Here is a 17,762-nt window from a genome sequence, read left to right as displayed (position 1 = left end):
CATGCAGGACGGTTTCGCCTTCGTGGACGAGCTCGTGCCCGGGATCCGCTGGGACGCCAAGTACGCCACCTGGGACAACTTCACCGGCAAACCGGTGGACGGCTACCTGGGGAACCGGATCGTCGGCACGACCGCCCTGTGCGCGGCCCTGGACGAAGCGCGGGCGAAGGCCGCGACCGAGGGGTTCGGCCTGCTGCTCTGGGACGGCTACCGCCCGCAACGCGCGGTGGACCGCTTCCTGCGCTGGTCGACCGAGCCGGAGGACGGCCGGACGAAACGACGGCACTACCCCAACCTCGACCGGGCGGCGATGTTCGGCCGGGGGTACGTGGCCACCAAATCCGGCCACAGCCGGGGCAGCACGGTCGACTTGACCCTTTACCACCTGGACACCGACGAACTCGCCCGAATGGGCGGCAACCACGACTTGATGGACCCGATTTCACATCATGGCGCACCCGGAACCACGAATGCCGAAGCGAGCAACCGACGGGTTCTCCGGTCGATCATGGAGGACTGCGGTTTCATCCCCTACGAGCGGGAATGGTGGCATTACACGTTGAGCGACGAGCCCTTTCCGGACACCTACTTCGACTTCCCCATCCCGTAGTCGTGCCGGGGTAGCCGGACGACCACGCGGAGCCCTCCGGCGTCCCGAGGTGCGAGCGTGAGGGTTCCGTCGTGGGCGTGGGCGATGCTCTTCACGATCGCCAGGCCGAGGCCGACACCGGCGTGGTCACCGCGGGTGCGCCCGTTGCCCCGCTGGAACGGCTCGACCAGCGTGGACACCACGTGCGGGGCGAGCACCACGCCGGTGTTCTCCACGGTGAGCACCACGTCCCTGTGGTCGACGGTGGTCGTCACCCACACCGCGCCGCCCTCGGGCACGTTGTGCACGATCGCGTTGTGCAGCAGGTTCGTGGTCATCTGGAGCAGGAGGGCGTATGAGCCCACGGTGGGCGTGAAGTCCCCCGAGGTGTGGATGGGGAGGCCGCGTTTCTCGGCGAGGGGCAGGAGGGTCTCGGCGGCTTCCTCGGCCAGCAGCGACAAGTCCACCGGCTCGTGGTTGAAGGACCGCTGGTCGGCGCGGCTGAGCAGCAGCAGGGCCTCGGTGAGGTCGATCGCGCGGGCGTTGACGGCGTGGAGGGTGTCGACGAGCTCGGCGGCCGGGCGGTTCGGGTCGTTGCGGGCCACGTCCAGGAGGGTCTGCGTGATCGCCAACGGGGTGCGCAGCTCGTGGGAGGCGTTGGCCGCGAACCGCCGCTGCTCGGCGACGTGGGCCTCGAGCCGGGCCAGCATGGCGTCGAAGGCGTCGGCCAGCTCGCGGAACTCGTCCCGGCGGCCCCGCAGCCAGATCCGGTGGGACAGCGAGCCCTTCTCGGCCAGGCGGGTGGCGTCGGTGATGCGCGCCAGCGGGGTGAGCATCCGCCCGGCCAGCAGCCACCCGCCCACCAGGCCGAACACCAGCAGGCACACCAGTGCCACGGTCACCCTCGGGGCGAAGGCGCGCCAGAGGTCGTAGCGGTCGGGGCCGAGCAGCACGAAGTTGCCGGGCGGGCGGAACGTCTCCTCGGGGACGTACCGCAGCAGGAACACCCACACGACCGCGAGCAGCAACGCGCCCGCGACCATGAGGAACCCGGCGTAGCTGAGGGTGAGCTTGAGGCGGACGCTCAACCCGGGCGCCCTAGTCACGCTCGCCGCCGGTGTCGATGCGGTAGCCCACGCCCGGGACGGTGGCGATCACCCAGGGTTCGCCGAGGCGCTTGCGCAGCGCCGACACGGTGATGCGCACGGCGTTGGTGAACGGGTCGGCGTTCTCGTCCCACGCCCGCTCCAGCAACTCCTCGGCGCTGACCACCCCGCCCTCGGCGGCGACGAGCACTTCGAGCACGGCGAACTGCTTGCGGGTCAGCGCCACGTACCGGCCGTCCCGGTAGACCTCGCGCCGGAACGGGTCCAGCCGCACGCCCGCGATCTCCCGCACCGGCGGTCTGCTGTGGGCGCGTCTGCGGTCCAGCGCCCGCAGCCGGAGCACGAGTTCGCGCAGGTCGAACGGCTTGGTGAGGTAGTCGTCCGCGCCGAGCGAGAACCCGGAGGCCTTGTCGTCGATCCGGTCGGCGGCGGTGAGCATGAGGATCGGCATGCCGGTGCCGGAGGCGACGATCCGTTCGGCGATCTCGTCCCCGGAGGGACCCGGGATGTCGCGGTCGAGCACGGCGATGTCGTAGGTGTTGACGCCCAGCAGCTCCAGCGCGGTGTCACCGTCCCCGGCGATGTCCGCCGCGATCGCCTCCAGGCGCAGCCCATCCCGGATGGCCTGCGCCATGTACGGTTCGTCCTCGACGATCAACACACGCATGACCTCAATGCTACGAGCGAACGCATATCGCCGGCATATCGGGAACCGCATACGTGCCGGCAACAGCACATTGCTTTTACTTGCCGCATGGGTGGAATAGACATTCCCCGGGGTGACGGCGCCCTCCCCGACAAAGTGACCGTGTTCGACGACTATCCCGGTGTGACCAATCTCGACCCCGACCTGCTCCGGGCTTTGCGAAGAGCGGCGAGCGATGCCGCCGAAGACGGTGTCAAATTCTTCGTCAACAGCGGATGGCGTTCCCGGGAATACCAGAAAGGGCTCCTTCGGGAGGCGGTAGCCAGGTACGGGTCGGAGGAGGAAGCCGCCCGGTGGGTCGCCACACCCGACACGTCCCCGCACGTGGCCGGGCACGCGATCGACGTCGGCTTCGAAGCCAGGGCTTGGCTGGCCGAGCACGGTGCCCGGTACGGCCTGTGCCAGATCTTCGCCAACGAGCCCTGGCACTACGAACTGCGCCCGGAGGCCGTCACCGACGGCTGTCCTCCCCTGTACGCCGATCCGTCCCAGGACCCGAGGATGCGCCGGTCGTGACGGTGATCGTGCCGCCGTCGGCCCACTCGACCGCCACGCCGGGCAGGCCGCGCGTCCAGTCGCGGGCGAGGTGGCGGAGCTGGTCGCGGTCGGATGGGGTGCGGCCCAGGCCGATGGCGTGGTGGGTGGTGCCGTCGTCGGTCACGGTCGGGTGGGGCCAGGCGTGCGCGTCGCGGACGCCCGCCGCCTCCAACGCCGCCAGCAACGCCCGCAGCCGCCCCCGGACCCGGCCGGTGGACGCCTCCGGTGCCGTCACCACAGCCCACGCGGCGTGCCGGCGGTGCAACGGCGGTCCCTCCGCCCACGGCTCACCGCCGGCCCGCACGACCTCCCAGGCGTCGTACAGCTCCTGCGTGAGCAGGTCCCGCATCCCCTCCCCGACCTGCTCGGTGCACAACCGGTGCGGCGCGGAGGGCGTCACGACCGACACCGTCGTCGATACGTCCACTGTGGACGAGATGGTGATCTGGTCCCGCCAGTCCCACGCCGCCCACGTGCCGAAGAAGTCCGCCAACAGGTCGGTGCGCTCCGGCGCGTCCACCACAGTCCGAGCGGCCAGCACCGCCCAGCCCAACCCCGGCACCCCGCCGTGCGGAGCCGAGTCCAGCCCTCGCGCCCGAGCCCAGGCCTTCACGCGCAACGCCAGCCATCGGAACTCGGGGTAGCGCTCGCCGACGAACGCCACCACCGCCTCGGCGTCACTCACCGCGCTCAACGCCACCGCTGCCGCCGGGTCCAGCTCAAGTCGACGGTCCACTGCCGACTCCGGCTCCACGTCGCCACTCCCGACGACGGCGAGGTCCACGTCCGTCCCGCCGACCCGCATCCGCAACCCCGGCACGCGCGCACCCACCACGGGCCGCACTCGCGTCGCCCCCGGCACCACGACCCGCCGGAGGTCCGCCACCCCCGGCACCACCGCGACCAGGTCCAGGTCCGCCCCGGCCAACGCACACCCCATCCGCCGCGACCCCACGACATGCACCACCGCACCGGGCACCACCACCGGCGCAGCCTCATCCGCACCTCGAGGCTCGACCCCGGGCAGGGCGTGCCGGCGATGCGATGACACCACCGGCTCCCCCACCTCGACGTCGACCTCGACGCCGTAGTGGTCGGACACGAAGTCCGTGGTCCCGCGCAGCACCGCCCGGCGCGCGCCCACGTCACCGCGCAGGAACACCCGGTCCAGCCGCGCGGCCCGCCCGGACAGCGACGACACCGCCGCCAGCGGGTTGGCCACCGGGTCGAACGTCGGCGTGTCGGTCCCGCGGACCTCCAGCCAGGCGTCCCGGACGCCGAGCACCCGCACGGGCGCGTCACCGCCGTCGTTGAAGTCCCCGACCAGCACCACCGGGCAGTCCACTTCGGACAGTCCGTCCGCCAGGTCGGCCAGCTCCGCCGCCCGGCGCTCGTCCCCGCCGGAGTGGTCGCTGGTCAGGTGCGTGCCCGCGACCACCACCGGCCCGGCCGCGGTGTCCAGCACCAGCGCGGTCACCGCCTTGTGCGGACCCAGCGCGTGCCGGCCCGCCTCCAGCACGGGCACCCGGGACAACAGCAGCAGCCCGCACTCCTCCACGTCCCGCCCGGCCGGGTCCACGTCCACGGCGTACCGCTCCTGCACCCACGGCTCAGCCAGCAGCATCGTCAGCAGGTCCCGTTCGACCTCCTGCAACGCGATCACGTCCGCGTCGGCCCGCGCCAACTCCGCCAGCAGCAGGGGACGGCGGCGCGCGGTGTCGATGCGGTCGCGGTCGAAGCGGTCCCACAGGGTGTTCCAGGTCAGCACCCGCAGCCGCGCCGGCGCCACACCGTCGCCGCCGCCCGGCCGCCAGCCGCCGTCCCACGAGAAGGTCCGGCTCGCGGTGAAGAACGGCGCCCGCAGCCGCCGCGCGACCCGCGCCCGACCGGCGCCCGAGGTGTCGACGCGGTCCAGGCCGGTGGCGCGGTCCCACACGAGTTCGCCGTCCGCCTCGACGAACAGCACCCGGTGCCACGGCACGTCCCCACCGGGCACGAACGACGGCAACGGCACCCGTTTCGGCGCGGCCCCGCGCACCGCCACTCCCAGCACGAACCGCGCCGGGTCGAAGCGCGCGTCCCACCGCACCCGGTGGTAGACCTCCTCGCTGGTGCGCATCACACCTCCCCGGCCACGTCGGCGACGGTGGCATTCCAGTCGACGTACCAGGTGCGGTGGGCTTCGCCCGGGTACGGCGGCGAGAACCGCGCCCACTGCGCGGCCACCACGTCCGCCGGGACCCGGTGCTCGCGTCCGGCGTTGCGCCGCGCCGCCGTCTCCTCGTCCACCACCATCGCCGCGTGCGTGACCAGCGCGCCGTGCCGCTCGGCCACGTCACGCAGCACCGACCGCTGCGGCCGGTTCAACGACGTGGCGTCCCACACCACCGTGCCGCCCCGCGCCAGCGCCGCGTCCAGCCGCCGCAGACCCTCGCGCAGCACGTCCCCGTTCGCCCGCTGGTCGGACCGCGACCCGCGTGCCGCCCGCAAGTCGTCCAGGCACACCACGTCGTCCACACCGTCGAGGCCGCGCACGAAGGTGCTCTTGCCCGCGCCCGCCGGGCCGCACATCACCACCAGCCGGGGGAACTTCCCGTCCCGCCACCGCCACGTCAGCGCCGCCGCCTCCTCGACGGTGCGCACCCGCCCGTCCGCGAACGCCTCCCGCGCCTGCGCCCAACACCGGTCACCGACGTCGCCCGCGCCCACCGCCTCGCGCAACCCGGACCGCAACCACCCCAACGGGTCCGCGCCGAGCAACCCGCTGTCCTCGGCGTGCAGGGCCGACCAGGCCACCTGGTCGCGTTCCTCGTCCGTCCGCGCCACCGCCCGCGCGACGGCGTGCAGCACACCGACGTCGACCGCCACGCCCAACCGCACCAGGCCCGCGCGTCGCTCGTCGTCCGGGAACGGGCGGTGCAGCACGCGGCTCAGCCCCACCAGGTCCGCGACCCGCCGCGCCAACGGCATCCCCGACGGGGCCAGCCGGAACAGCAGGCGCGTCCGGGACACGTCGTGCAGCAGCGCGGCCAGCACCCCGGCCAGGCGCGTGTCACCGTCCCGGTCCGGCAAGTCCAGTCGTGCCAACGCTTCCTCGTCCCCGCTGTCCGCGCCCACCGCGGCGAGCAGCCCCGGCACGTCCACCGCCAACCCGGCCCGCACGTCCCACAACGCGCCCGCCGCGCCCCGCCCGTTGGGCACGACCGGGGCGTGCATCCAGTGCTGGTCCGTGCGCACGTGCTCCCGCCGCACCCACTTGGCTACCCGGTGCGCGAACGCGGCCCGCTCGAACCCGTCCACCGTGCGCACGACGTACCCCTCCTGGCGGGACAGGTCCAGCCGCAACCCGCGCAGCGCCCGCTCGTCGAACACGCCCCGCCACAGCACGCGCGGCACCGGCACCCCCAGCCGCCGCGCAAATCGGACCGTGTCGTCCCACGCGAGGCAGCGGTCGCCGTCCCACACGGAGAAGGCGTAGAACCAGCTGTCCAGGTCGTCGTAGGCGATGGAGTGCCGTGCGAACAGGTTCTCCCCGCACACCCGCCACCCCACCGGGAGCCGCGCCGCGACGGCGCCGTGCAACGCCTTCACCCACGCCCGGGACGGGTGGTGCGCCGAGTCCAACGACCGCGCGTGCACCCCGTCCCGGTAGAGCGTGGTGTTCTCCCCGTCCAGCTTCTCGGTGACCACGACCTCGCGCCCGGCCAACCCGTCCAGGTCGGCCAGGCGCACGTCGTCCGCCGTCGCACCGGGCGACCAGGGCAGGTGCGACGTGCGCGGATACCGGACCCACATGCTCCCACCCTCCCCTCGACGACCGCGCGATCGTAGGAGCGCGCCGGAGGGTGGTTCCAGCCAATATCAGGCTTCGGTCCTGAGCAACCACAACGGCCACACGCTGAACCCCAGGAACCCGACGAACCCGACCAGACCGCCGATCCCGAAGCCGATCCACTGGGCCGTCGAGCCCCAGGGCAGCAGAAGGGACGCGAGCACGACGGCCAGCCCGGCGAAGTAGCCCAGCGACACGACCGTGCCCAGGCGGGCGGCCCGACGCGGCAGCCGCACCCTCCTGCACACCAGCAGCACCCACCCGATCACCAGGGCGATCCCGGCGGTCACCGGCACGACCTGCACCTCGAACGGCAGCACGTCGGCGACCAGCAGCACCTGCAACACCACCACCCCCGCCATCGCGGGCACACCCAGCAGGACGCCGCGCCGGAACGCCACCGCCAACGGCACCAGGGCGGCGAACTGCACCGCGACCAGCACGTCGTTGGCCGGCCCCAGCCACCCCGTCCCGTGCGCGCCGGGCTGCCACGGCTGGTCGACGGCGAAGAACAACACCAACAACACGTCCGCGCCCAACCCGGCCACCCCGGCGACCAAGGCCCACCCCCACACCCCGGCCACCCCGCCGACACCCCGCACCCCACCCAACCCGCCGGTACCCCACGCCCCGCCGAGCCCGCCGGCACCCCGCACCCCGCCTGCACCCCGCGCCCCACCCCGCCCGGCGACACCCCGCACCCCGGCCACCCCGCCGGCACCCCGCACCCCGGTCAACCCGGCGGCATCCTGCGCACCGCCCTGCCCGGCGGCCACCGCCGCGCCGCCCTCCGGCCCGACCGGCGGTGTGGACAGTTCGTAGTCCTTGCGTGCATTCATGGTCGGTCTCCTTTCCCTCCGCCGGCCATGCTCGGCCGCCTGCGGCACCGGCGGAACGTGGTCCAGGCACACCGTCCGCGTGGAGGAAAACCGCGGGCCAGGGGCGGGGTTGTCCCCGTGGCGGGCGGGATCGGCGGGGCACACAATGCGGTCGTGCCCTCCCCGCACCGCCTCGCGTGGTACGCGGCCACCGCCCTCGGCGGTGCCGGGCTGGTGGTCGCGGTGGTGGCCGGGTTCGTGGCCGCCGGGGCGCACGGGGTGGTCGGCGGGCTGACCTGGGTGGTGCTGGGCATCGGGCCGCTGTTCGGCGTGGCGGTGTGGCTGGCGCGGCGGCGTCCCGAGCACCCCCAGGCCCGCCGGATGCTGCTGATGAGCGCCGCGCTGGCGGTCAACGCCGGGCTGGAGGCGCCGATCCGGCAGGCGGTGCAGGACCGCGGCCCCGGCGAGTGGTTCTGGGCGGCCAACCTGCTCTACCAGTACACCGGGCTGGTCAGTCTGGTCGCGGCCGTGCTGCTGCTGGCCTCGTTCCCGGACGGGGTGGTGGAGCGGCCGTGGCAGCGCCGGGTGCTGGGGCTGGTGTGGTGGCACCTGGCCCTGCCCCCGCTGCTGCTGCTCACCCGGCGCGACCTGGTGGTCGACGCCTACCTGCTCGACCCTCCCCCGGTCGTGCCGAGCCCGTTCACCGTGTCGTGGCTGGTGCCGTTGGGCGGGCCGTTGGAGAGTGTCTACCTGCACTACTACGGCGCGTTGGCGCTGGTCAGCGTGCTGTTCGTGCGGTACGTCCAGGCCGAGGCGGCCCAGCGTGCGCGGATGCGGTTGCTGGTGGTGACGACCATCGGACTGGTCGTGGCGTTCGGGCTGTCGGTGGCCGTGGAGGACCGGGTCCCGGACCGGTGGGTCGGGGTCGTCCGGGCGGCGGCGGTGGCGTTCCTGCTGATGGTGCCGGTGAGCGTGGTCGTCGGGATCGTCCGGCACCGGCTGTACGACATCGACCTGGTGGTGCGGCGCTCGGTGGCGTTCGGGCTGCTGTCGCTGGGCATCGCGGCCGTCTACGTCGGGCTCAGCGCCGCGCCCGGCCTGGCGCTGGGCGACCAGGTGCCGGTGGAGTTGGCGGTCGTGCTGACCATCGGCGCGGCGGCGGTGTTCCAGCCGTTGCGCCACCGGCTGGAACGGCTGGCCGCCCGGCTGGTGTTCGGCGAGCGGGTCACCCGCTACGAGCTGGTGACCCGGTTCGGCGCGGCGCTGGAGCAGACCGTGGAGCTGGGCGACCTGCTGCCGCGCCTGGCCGAGACCGTCCACACCGGACTGGGCGCGGAGTGGGTGCGGGTGGAGCTCCCCGGCGCGCACGCCGTCGCCGGGCAGCCCTCGGGGCCGCCGGACCTGGTGGTGCCGCTGGAGCGCGCCGGGGAGCCGCTCGGCCGGATCGAGTGCGGGCCCAAGCGCGGCGGGTACCGGCCCGCCGACCGGGAACTGCTCTCGACCCTGACCGCCCAGGCCGCGACCGCCATCGCCAACGTCGGGCTCACCGCCCGGCTCGCCGAGCAGGTCGACGAGCTGGCGCTGTCGCGCGCCCGGATCATCGCCGCGCAGGACCAGGAGCGCCGGCGCATCGAGCGGGACATCCACGACGGCGCCCAGCAGCAGATCGTCGCCCTGATGATGAAGATGCGGTTGGCGCGCAACCAGCTCGGGCGGGGTGAGCGCACCGCCGACGACGTGCTGGAGGAGCTGCGCGCCGACACCCGTGACCTGCTGGCCGACCTGCGCGAACTCGCCCACGGCATCCACCCGCCGGTGCTCGGCGACCGCGGCCTGGTGGCGGCCGTGGAGGCGCGGGTGGACCGGTTGCCGCTGGCGGTGATCGTGCGGGCGTCGCCGGGGCTGCGCGAACGCCGCCTCGGCCCGGACGTCGAGGGCGCGGCGTACTTCGTGGTGTGCGAGGCGTTGACCAATGTGGTCAAGCACTCGGCGGCGTCGGCCGCGTCGGTGGACCTGTCCACTGTGGACGACTGCCTGGAGGTCGAGGTGCGCGACAGCGGTGTGGGACTCGACGGGGGCGGCGGCCAGGGGTTGACCAACCTGCGCGACCGGGTCGAGGCGCTGGGCGGGCGGCTGAGCGTGTCCGGCGCGGCGGGCGCGGGCACGACCGTGCGCGCCGAACTGCCCGTCGGTGCCGGTCATGGGTGACCGGCTGCGCGTGGTGATCGCCGAGGACAACTACCTCGTGCGCGAGGGCACCCGCCGGCTGCTGGAGGACTCCGGCGAGGTGGAGGTGCTCGCGGCCGTCGGCGACGCGGCGGACCTGCGCGACGCCGTGCGCCGGCTGAAGCCCGACGCGGTGCTCACCGACATCCGGATGCCGCCCGGCCACCACATGGAGGGCATCGAGGCCGCGCACGCGATCCGGGCCGAGCACCCCGGCATCGGCGTCGCCGTGCTCTCGCAGCACACCGACGAGAGCTACGCGTTCGCCCTGCTGCGCGACGGCACCGCGGGCCTGGCCTACCTGCTCAAGGACCGCCTCGGCGACCTGGAGGACCTGGTCCGGGCGCTGCGCGAGGTGGCGCGCGGCGGTTCGGTGATCGACCCGGCGGTGGTCGAGGCCCTGGTGGGCCGCCGCACCCGCGCCGCCGGCTCGTCCCTGTCCGCCCTGACCGCGCGCGAACTGGACGTGCTGCGCGAAATGGCCCAGGGCAAGACGAACACCGGCATCGAGCAGGCGTTGCACCTCTCCTCGTCCACGGTGGAGAAGCACGTCAATGCGATCTTCGGCAAACTCGGCCTGGCCGACGAGCCCGTGCACCGCCGGGTGGCCGCCGTGTTGGCGTTCCTGCGCCTGGACACCACTCGCGACCCGCCCTGAGTCGTCGGTGCGCACGGCCCCGCGTCTGGGATGATGCCGCGGACCCGAACCCCCGCGGAGAGCGCCCGATGACCGATTTCCAGCACGCCACGGTGGTCGTCGACGACGGCACCCCGATCGCCTACCACCGCTGGGAACCCGACCCCGGGGTCGAGGCGCACCCCGTCCCGGTCGTGCTCCAGCACGGGTTCAGCGCGAACGCCCTCCTCGACTGGGCCGCTCCCGGCACGGTCGCCGCGCTCACCGCCGCCGGGCGGTCCGTCGTCGCCGTCGACGCGCGCGGGCACGGCGGGTCCGGCAAGTCCGCCGACCTCGCCCGGTACGGCGAACAGCGGATGGCGCGGGACCTGCGCGCGGTGGTCGACGCGTTGGACGTGCCGGTCTTCGACCTCGTCGGGTACTCGATGGGCGCCGTCATCGCCCTGCTCGCCGCCGCGCGGGAGCCCGCCGTGCGGCGGTTGGTCGTCGGTGGGGTCGGGGCCGGGGTGGTCGAGGTCGGCGGGGTGGACACCCGTGCCCTGGGGAACGACGTCCTGGCGGAGGCGCTGCTCGCCGAGGACCCGGGCGACCTGCCGCCGGGGGTCGCGGAGGTGCGCGCGTTCGCCGAGACGGCCGGGGCGCACCTGCCGTCGTTGGCCGCGCACGCCCGTTCCGTGCACCGGGACGGTGTCGACCTGGCCGCCATCACGGCAAAGACCCTCGTCCTCGCCGGCTCCGACGACCCGCTCGCGGTGCGTCCGCACGTGCTCGCCGAGGCGATTCCGGGTGCTCGTCTGCGGCTGGTCCCGGGCACGCACGACGTCGTGGGGAGCAGCCCGGAGTTCCGGTCCGCGATCGTGGACTTCCTGCGCGACTGAGCCCCAGGCGCTTGATCACCACCCGTCCGCAGCGCCACAGTGACCGACGACAGGCTTCGGTCCGCACGCGTCCGGGAGGTCCCGACCCATGACCACGCCGCTGCCCGACGACCACCCGCTGGGTCCACCGCCGCACGAGCAGTCGTGGGTCCGCGTCGCCCAGGACCTGGCCACCGGCTTCGCCGCCACCACCGACGAGTTCGACCGGACCGCCGCGCTACCGGTCGAGAACCTGCGGGCCCTGCACGCCAGTGGCCTCGACCAGGCCATCCTGCCGAAGGAGTTCGGCGGCCAGTCGCTGAGCTACCGCACCGTCGGGGCGGTCCTGCGCGTCCTCAGCGCCGCCGACCCGTCCACCGCCTGCCTGTGGCTCATGCACATCGGCGCGGCCGAAGGGCTCGTGCAGCACTCCACCCCCGAGGTGGCCCGCTACTACGCCGACGAACTCACCGCCGGCCGCCGCTTCGCCAACGCCCTGTCCGAACCCACCGGCGGCAACCAGTTCCTCACCCCGCAACAGGTGGCCGAACCCGTCGACGGCGGCTACCGGCTCACCGGCGCCAAACGCTTCGTCTCCGGCTGCGAGATCGCCGACCACTTCCTCATCAACGCGCTGGTGGACGGTCAGCCGACCCTCTTCGGCCTGGAACCCGACCACACCGTGACCTTCCAGCCCCAGGACACCCTGGGCCTGCGCGCCACCCGCAGCCACCTGATCACCCTGGACAACACGGTCCTCCGCGCCGACCGCCGCTGCCCACCGGCGCAGATCCCCAAGCCCAACCACATCGCCGCCGGCCTGGCCCACCTCTCCGTGGGCATCGCCGACACGGCCCTGAACACCCTCATCGACTACGCCCGAACCCGCACCCTGCCCACCACCGGCAACCCGCTCGCCGCCGAACAACACCTCCAGTTCGAGGTGGCCAACGCCGTCCTCCAGCTGGAGGCCGCCGCGCTGGTGGCCCACCACTCGTCGTGGCTGGCCGACCAGAACTCCCCCCACTTCCTTCCGTCGACCCTGCGAGCCAAGCCCACGGCCAACCGCGCCGCCCGCGACATCGCCCAACTGTGCCTCCAGGTGGGCGGCGGCTCGGGTTTCGTCAGCACGTCACCGATCCAACGCATCTTCCGGGACGCCCAAACCGGCTGGCTCATGGCCCACTCGGTGGAGTTCTGCCTCAACCACATTGGCACCATGACCATGCAGGACCGGGCACCGGTTGATCCTGCCGGGTGAGGGGGTGGCTCGATCAGGTGAGCGGCCTTGTTGCGGCCCCTCGCCGAAACCGAGACTTGGGTCCCATGAGTTCCAGCGAGAACGACCTGCTGCTCGGCAAGATCAGCCGAGGCTTCGACCAGCTCGACGCCGATGGTGACGGACAGCTCGGCGAGCAGGACCACGTCCTCATGGGTGAACGGGTCGCGGCCGGGCTCGGGTACGCGGCCGGGTCGCCCGAGGAGCGGCGGATCGTGGACATGTACGTGCGAGTGTGGCGGGACGTGCACCTGCCCCACCTCCCGGCCGGGGCGACCACCATCAGCCGCGCCGACTTCATCTCCTCCACCCGCGACCTGGCCGACGACCCGGACGCCGCCGACGCCACCTTGGGCGCGGTGGCGCGGGAGTTCCTCAAGATCGCCGACATCGACGCCGACGGCCGGGTGACGCCGGCCGAGTTCCTGACCTTCCAGCGCGGCCACTTCCCCGGCCTGCCGGAGCAGGACGCCGAGATCGCCTTCACCCACCTCGACACCGACGGCGACGGATACCTGTCCCCCGACGAGTTCGTCCGGGCCACCATCGACTACTGGACCAGCACCGACCCGGACTCCCCCGCCAACTGGTGGATCGGAACCTCGACCCGCTGATGACCTGACCTGCGGTGATGTCCGGAGGGGCAGGCGGAAGCTCCCTTGTGGGCGGCCCGGTGGCGGTGGTCGTCGAGCCATGCTCGGGTCCATCGTGGAGGGTCTTGGGGGGAGGGACCGTGTGGCGGAAACCGCGGGGTGGGCAGCGGGGTGATCCGAGCCGGGGGGCGGCGCGCGACGGGGCCGAGGTGCCGTTGCGGAGTCGGATCGGGAATCGGGCGTTCACGATCGCCGTGCAGCGGGGGCTGCTCGGGGATTCGTACCGGTTCCAGGTGAAGAGAGCGAGGTTCCTGGCGATCCTCGGCAGCACGTCCGATGGGCGGCACGCTCTCCAGGTGCGGGACGACCACGGCATCACGTTGTCCTGGGTCGACGGTGGTGCGGCGTCCTACGACGGCGACTCCCGCTGCACCCTCAACCTCAACATGGACGCGGGCCGGCTGGCCGGCTACTTCGTCCACGAGATGCACCACGTCGAGCGCAAGAAGTCCGGTGCCTCCCCCGACGCCGACGCCTCGCCCGACGAGAAGCAGTACGTCGACCGCATGGTGGACGAGGAGATCGAGGGAACCGTGCTGGGCTTCCAAAGCCGAATCGGCCAGACCGGTCCCCTGATGCCCGGCGAGGAGTTCTACCGAACCGCGTACCAGGACGCTCGGGACCGTGCCCAGGAGAGCGGCGCGGACGCCACCGCGGCGGACGAGGCTGGACGAGCGGCCGGGCGGCGCACGGTGGGGCAGCTCATCCGCCCGTCCGACGGGTCCTGGCCGCGGATCGCGCCCAACACCTTCGAGTCCTACGAGATGTACTACCACCGGGTCTGGCGCAAATCCCACCAAGTCCGTCGCTGACAACATCCGTGATCTCGGGTTCGCGAAGGCCGGTGGCCGCCTAGGATCGGCCTCATGGCAGAGGTCATCGACTACGCGTCCCCCGGCCCCTTGACCAGCCTTGACGGTGTGGATCCGCGCGCGCTCGAGTCGGTCGCCGCCGATCCTGTCGACATCTGCCTGCCGGTCCACGACCTGGTGATCCAACCCACCGACGCCCAGGCGTCGAACCTGCCCGCCGATCGCTTCGACGAAAAGCAGATCCGGCCCGCGAACTCGCTGGTCCGACGTTTGCTCGAGCTCGACCCGGCCCCGTTGACCACTGCCCGCGAACCGGACAAGCGCGTGATCGGAACCTGTCGGCACTTCGCGGTGCTGAGCTGCGCGCTCCTGCGCCACCGCGGCGTCCCCGCCCGCGTCCGCTGCGGCTTCGCCACCTACTTCCACCCCGGCCGGGGCCTCGACCACTGGATCACCGAGTACTGGGACGACGGCACCGCTCGCTGGGTCCGCGTCGACCCGGAGATCCTCGGGCGCAACGTCCTGCCCCACCCGCACGACCTGCGCCCCGGGGAGTTCCTCACCGGCGGCGAGGCGTGGATCGCCTACCGGCGTGGCGAGATCGACGCGTCCCTGTTCGGCGTCCACGGAACCGAGAACTGGGGCCCGTCCGAGATCCGCGGCAACGCCGTGAGGGACCTGGCCGCGTTGAACAAGGTCGAGACCCTGCCGTGGGACGAGTGGGGCCACATGACCGCCGCCTACGAAGGCAAGACCGGCCCGGACTACGACGCCTTGCTCGACGAACTGGCCAAGGTGTGCGACACCGACGACCCCGCAGCCGTGAGCGCCCTCTACGAGCACGAGGACTTGCGCGTGCCGGAGGACCTGATCCGCTGAGGTCGCCGGGTCCGATCGCGCGACCAGTGCGTTCTCGACTGCCTCCCACCACCGGTGGTGAGTCGAGCGATGCGGGTCACGGCTGGACAGGTGGAGGCGCTTCGACCAGATCCGCGACCACGTCGTCGAACCGGGGGTCGAGGTAGTAGCCGCTGTGCCCGCGCATGTCCGGCGGCACTGTCGCGGCCTCGTCTCCACCGACGGTCACCGGGTCCACGAACCGGAAGTCGTAGTCGGCGTTCCCGATGCCGGGCCGGGCAGGGACGGCCGGGTGCGGTTCGCTTCCCGAATCGGGCAAGGTCAGTACCGGGCCGCCGAGGGGGTCCGTCCACCGGTGGATGTTGCGCCACCGCTCGCCGAGCTCGGCGTACATCTCCTCCATCTCCGCGTGACCCATGTACGTCGGGAACAGCCGGGCGAACGCCCATTGCAGCTGCGACCCGTAGGTCACCAAGCGCACCTGTGGACGGTGGTCCGGGGCGAGCAGCCGCACCACGGCGGTGCACACAACACTCCCCTGGCTGTGCCCGGACAGGACGACGACCTTCACCTTCTCAGCACCCAGCAAGTACTCGACACGCCGTTTCAGCAGAAGGACCGTCCGGCCACCATAAGGAGGCGGACAGATGGGATGTGCCAACCGCGGCCAGAACGCGATCAGGTCCCAGACGACACCGACAGCCGTCCGCATCCTCTGCCCCTGCCAGGACCGCAGGCCGACGAACAAGAGGCCCGCCAACGTCGCGGACGCCAGCCACGCACCGAGCTGGCCGAAGAACATCGAGAACGCCGTCTCCAACCAGAACGGCGGTCGGTCCCGCCACCTCGGGAACATCCGGACCAGCACGATGACACCGTTCACCGCCACGAGCGCGCCACCGAGCAGCGCCAGCAGGCCCAACCCCCCAGTGGTAGCGGTACTTCAGCAGCGCCCACCGCCACCGGTTGGCGATCTTGCCGGTGGTGCGCGATGACGACCCGCTCCCCGGGTAGTCCCCCTCCACCACACCGCGGAGCCCGTCTCCATGCCGCTTGACCCCCCGCCACGCCAGGAGAGCCAGCCCCACCAGGAAGATGATCACGAGATGGCCCCACAGCAGCGCGGCCGTCCAGTAGCTGGTGCTCAACACGATCGCGGCCTCGGCGCACCGGCACGAGACCGCCTCGGCGGGCGCCTTGCCGCCGACCACGGGCGTGCCGAGGAAGTTGGCCGTCCAGAAGGCCAAACCACCGCTGAACGCGGTCGCCAACGTCGTCCCGACCACGGCGATGACAACGGCCGCATACCCCCGGAACATGGGCCGGAACGGTGCCGGCACGCCGAGGAGCGCCTTGCCGCTCGACCGCTTGAGCCTCCAGCAGCACACCGCCAACACCAGCAACGAACCCAGCGCCGCGACCGCGAGGAAGTTGGTCACCACCTCGAAGCCCAACAGCGCGGACCCGGTGGGCTCCGCGGTCCGCAACAAGATCGCCGAGGCGACGACCGCGACGACGGCGTAGACCACAGCGACCCACCGCAGTCGCACCAATGCCCACGGCACCCGCAGGGGATCGTTGACGTCCCCCTCGTAGTCGGCATCCGGCCCGATCGCCACCACCACGACCAGCACCACCAGCAACAGGACGCCCGGCACGGCCAACAGCGCGGACAGGACGCTGTCCAACGCACCGGAGACGAGGATGCCCGTCAGGACGCACGAGGCCGCCACGTGCAGTGTCCGCAGCACCGGGGCTTTCGGTGAGCTGTGCCAGAAGGCGACGTCACGGAAATCCCCCGTTGGGGACCGCCACGGCCCGTTCCCCGCGGGCGGGTCGTGCAGGAACGTCATCCGGCCGAACCACCAGAGCATGCCGATCAGCAGCCCCGACGGCAGGACCCCCAGCACCACGGCAAGCCCGGCACCCCGGCTTTCCAGGAAGGCCAGCCACCTGTTGTCCCGGACGCACGCCTCCTGGCCCAGGCACTGGTTGACGATGATCTCGAGCGACACGTAGGCCACCGTGGCGGCCAGCATCAGCGTGAGCACGAGCCCCAGCAACCGCAGCACGACGTCCGCGACCTTCCCGGCGGGCGACCTCCCATCCGCACCGGCACCCTCATCCACGCCAGCACCTTCGTCCGCACCGGCCCCCTCGTCCGCGCCGCGCACCGCGCCCTTGCGGGGCAGCAGCAGGGTGTACCGCGCGAGGTTGACCAGCGCGAACGGCACCATCACCAGCCACAGGGCACGGCTGGGCGACCCGGAGGTGAACCGACCCCAGTGCAGCGCCTCGACCGTGCGCCGACGCGCGCCCGAAGCGACCACCTTGCGCCTGCGCCGGAAGAACCGGGCCTCGTCGTCACCGGCGACCTGGGGACCGAGCGGCTCCTCGACGAGCACCTTCTCGGGCGGCGTGCCGGACACGCCGTGGACTCTGATCTCGACCACCTGGTCACCGCGGTCCATCGCGCCACCTGCCGGACCCTCGCGAGGGTTGTTTCCTGTGACCGTCCATCGGCCCCGGCCCGCCGGCGTTAGCGAAGGAACCGGCACCCGCGCACGAAAGTCACCCGTTCGTGTGGGGCCACCGGCCTCGAACCGTCCATCCGGGAACTAGACGAGCAATGCGCAACTCGGTCACTGGTCGTGGGCGGTCAGGGATCAGGTGACGCGTCGTCGATCGTGACGTGCGGCCGGGACCCGGTACCTCCGGCCGCAGGTGAGCCTGACCCACCACTCGACCGCCGCGTGCTTTTCCGCCGAAGGCGTCACGCCCGAAGGGCGGGGGCTCTTGCGTTCCGCCAAGCGGCAGCGACCACGGGAAGGGCCTCGGTTTCTTTCCCCGTC

At 72.5% G+C, this 17,762-nt stretch carries 16 protein-coding genes; 9 read left to right on the top strand and 7 right to left on the bottom strand.

The window, feature by feature from the left end:
* Window position 1 precedes the first annotated feature (1 nt).
* Entirely contained in the window at window positions 2-610 is a 609-nt protein-coding gene (gene vanX / locus WBN91_RS28640) for a D-Ala-D-Ala dipeptidase VanX (RefSeq protein ID WP_337727453.1), read from the top strand.
* On the opposite strand, the gene WBN91_RS28635 is transcribed toward vanX, so the two are convergent.
* Window positions 586-1,695, bottom strand: a complete 1,110-nt coding sequence (locus tag WBN91_RS28635; RefSeq protein ID WP_337727452.1) for a sensor histidine kinase — start codon at window positions 1,693-1,695, stop codon at window positions 586-588. The genes vanX and WBN91_RS28635 overlap by 25 nt on opposite strands.
* The gene (locus tag WBN91_RS28630; RefSeq protein WP_337727451.1) at window positions 1,688-2,362 is read right to left on the bottom strand and encodes a response regulator transcription factor; all 675 of its coding nucleotides are present in this window, start codon (window positions 2,360-2,362) and stop codon (window positions 1,688-1,690) included. The genes WBN91_RS28635 and WBN91_RS28630 overlap by 8 nt, the downstream gene beginning before the upstream one ends.
* 162 nt (window positions 2,363-2,524) lie before the next feature.
* Here WBN91_RS28630 and WBN91_RS28625 point away from each other — a divergent pair, with 162 nt between their 5' ends.
* Window positions 2,525-2,917 carry a M15 family metallopeptidase gene (locus WBN91_RS28625; RefSeq protein WP_337729414.1) on the top strand — a complete coding sequence of 131 codons (393 nt, stop codon included), beginning with the start codon at window positions 2,525-2,527 and terminating at the stop codon, window positions 2,915-2,917.
* On the opposite strand, the gene WBN91_RS28620 is transcribed toward WBN91_RS28625, so the two are convergent.
* The 3 genes from WBN91_RS28620 to WBN91_RS28610 form a co-directional block, all read right to left on the bottom strand.
* Window positions 2,853-5,057 (bottom strand): RNA repair domain-containing protein, encoded by a 2,205-nt coding sequence (locus WBN91_RS28620; protein ID WP_337727449.1) that lies wholly within the window; start codon window positions 5,055-5,057, stop codon window positions 2,853-2,855. The two genes, WBN91_RS28625 and WBN91_RS28620, sit on opposite strands and share 65 nt — an antisense overlap.
* Window positions 5,057-6,733: an RNA ligase family protein gene (locus tag WBN91_RS28615; RefSeq protein WP_337727448.1), complete on the bottom strand. Its 1,677-nt coding sequence runs from the start codon at window positions 6,731-6,733 to the stop codon at window positions 5,057-5,059. The genes WBN91_RS28620 and WBN91_RS28615 overlap by 1 nt, the downstream gene beginning before the upstream one ends.
* 66 nt (window positions 6,734-6,799) lie before the next feature.
* On the bottom strand, window positions 6,800-7,609 hold the full coding sequence (locus WBN91_RS28610; protein ID WP_337727447.1) for a hypothetical protein: 810 nt from the start codon (window positions 7,607-7,609) through the stop codon (window positions 6,800-6,802).
* Window positions 7,610-7,762: 153 nt separating this feature from the next.
* Between WBN91_RS28610 and WBN91_RS28605 the strand changes: the two genes are divergently transcribed.
* The 7 genes from WBN91_RS28605 to WBN91_RS28575 all read left to right on the top strand — a co-directional run bounded on the left by WBN91_RS28605 (window position 7,763) and on the right by WBN91_RS28575 (window position 14,931).
* Window positions 7,763-9,796 (top strand): sensor histidine kinase, encoded by a 2,034-nt coding sequence (locus WBN91_RS28605; protein ID WP_337727446.1) that lies wholly within the window; start codon window positions 7,763-7,765, stop codon window positions 9,794-9,796.
* On the top strand, window positions 9,789-10,472 hold the full coding sequence (locus WBN91_RS28600) for a response regulator transcription factor (RefSeq protein ID WP_337727445.1): 684 nt from the start codon (window positions 9,789-9,791) through the stop codon (window positions 10,470-10,472). Before WBN91_RS28605 ends, WBN91_RS28600 begins: the two co-directional genes overlap by 8 nt.
* Window positions 10,473-10,540: 68 nt before the next feature.
* A complete protein-coding gene (locus WBN91_RS28595; protein ID WP_337727444.1) occupies window positions 10,541-11,329 on the top strand; it encodes an alpha/beta fold hydrolase in 789 nt (262 codons plus the stop codon).
* A gap of 88 nt (window positions 11,330-11,417) precedes the next feature.
* Entirely contained in the window at window positions 11,418-12,569 is a 1,152-nt protein-coding gene (locus tag WBN91_RS28590; RefSeq protein WP_337727443.1) for an acyl-CoA dehydrogenase family protein, read from the top strand.
* 65 nt (window positions 12,570-12,634) lie between these two features.
* Window positions 12,635-13,201 carry an EF-hand domain-containing protein gene (locus WBN91_RS28585; protein ID WP_337727442.1) on the top strand — a complete coding sequence of 189 codons (567 nt, stop codon included), beginning with the start codon at window positions 12,635-12,637 and terminating at the stop codon, window positions 13,199-13,201.
* Window positions 13,202-13,395: 194 nt separating this feature from the next.
* The gene (locus tag WBN91_RS28580) at window positions 13,396-14,052 is read left to right on the top strand and encodes a hypothetical protein (RefSeq protein ID WP_337727441.1); all 657 of its coding nucleotides are present in this window, start codon (window positions 13,396-13,398) and stop codon (window positions 14,050-14,052) included.
* Between the two features lie 54 nt (window positions 14,053-14,106).
* Window positions 14,107-14,931, top strand: coding sequence for a transglutaminase-like domain-containing protein (locus tag WBN91_RS28575; RefSeq protein WP_337727440.1), 825 nt, complete (start codon window positions 14,107-14,109; stop codon window positions 14,929-14,931).
* Between the two features lie 76 nt (window positions 14,932-15,007).
* Here WBN91_RS28575 and WBN91_RS28570 read toward each other — a convergent pair whose 3' ends face one another.
* Entirely contained in the window at window positions 15,008-15,481 is a 474-nt protein-coding gene (locus tag WBN91_RS28570; RefSeq protein ID WP_337727439.1) for a hypothetical protein, read from the bottom strand.
* A gap of 4 nt (window positions 15,482-15,485) precedes the next feature.
* Window positions 15,486-17,381, bottom strand: coding sequence for a hypothetical protein (locus tag WBN91_RS28565; protein ID WP_337727438.1), 1,896 nt, complete (start codon window positions 17,379-17,381; stop codon window positions 15,486-15,488).
* Between the last annotated feature and the right edge of the window lie 381 nt (window positions 17,382-17,762).

This window comes from Saccharothrix sp. CCNWYY140, from assembly GCF_037401995.1.
Lineage (GTDB): Bacteria > Actinomycetota > Actinomycetes > Mycobacteriales > Pseudonocardiaceae > Actinosynnema.
Note: the sequence above shows the minus strand (reverse complement) of the source record. Positions and strands in the feature narration are given on the sequence as shown.

What these genes read in the sequence shown, in the direction of transcription:
- vanX (WP_337727453.1), top strand. Translation starts at nt 2, where the DNA reads ATGCAGGACGGTTTCGCCTTCGTGGACGAGCTCGTGCCCGGGATCCGC.
- WBN91_RS28630 (WP_337727451.1), bottom strand. Translation starts at nt 2,362, where the DNA reads ATGCGTGTGTTGATCGTCGAGGACGAACCGTACATGGCGCAGGCCATC.
- WBN91_RS28620 (WP_337727449.1), bottom strand. Translation starts at nt 5,057, where the DNA reads ATGCGCACCAGCGAGGAGGTCTACCACCGGGTGCGGTGGGACGCGCGC.
- WBN91_RS28615 (WP_337727448.1), bottom strand. Translation starts at nt 6,733, where the DNA reads ATGTGGGTCCGGTATCCGCGCACGTCGCACCTGCCCTGGTCGCCCGGT.
- WBN91_RS28610 (WP_337727447.1), bottom strand. Translation starts at nt 7,609, where the DNA reads ATGAATGCACGCAAGGACTACGAACTGTCCACACCGCCGGTCGGGCCG.
- WBN91_RS28600 (WP_337727445.1), top strand. Translation starts at nt 9,789, where the DNA reads ATGGGTGACCGGCTGCGCGTGGTGATCGCCGAGGACAACTACCTCGTG.
- WBN91_RS28595 (WP_337727444.1), top strand. Translation starts at nt 10,541, where the DNA reads ATGACCGATTTCCAGCACGCCACGGTGGTCGTCGACGACGGCACCCCG.
- WBN91_RS28590 (WP_337727443.1), top strand. Translation starts at nt 11,418, where the DNA reads ATGACCACGCCGCTGCCCGACGACCACCCGCTGGGTCCACCGCCGCAC.
- WBN91_RS28585 (WP_337727442.1), top strand. Translation starts at nt 12,635, where the DNA reads ATGAGTTCCAGCGAGAACGACCTGCTGCTCGGCAAGATCAGCCGAGGC.
- WBN91_RS28575 (WP_337727440.1), top strand. Translation starts at nt 14,107, where the DNA reads ATGGCAGAGGTCATCGACTACGCGTCCCCCGGCCCCTTGACCAGCCTT.
- WBN91_RS28565 (WP_337727438.1), bottom strand. Translation starts at nt 17,381, where the DNA reads ATGGACCGCGGTGACCAGGTGGTCGAGATCAGAGTCCACGGCGTGTCC.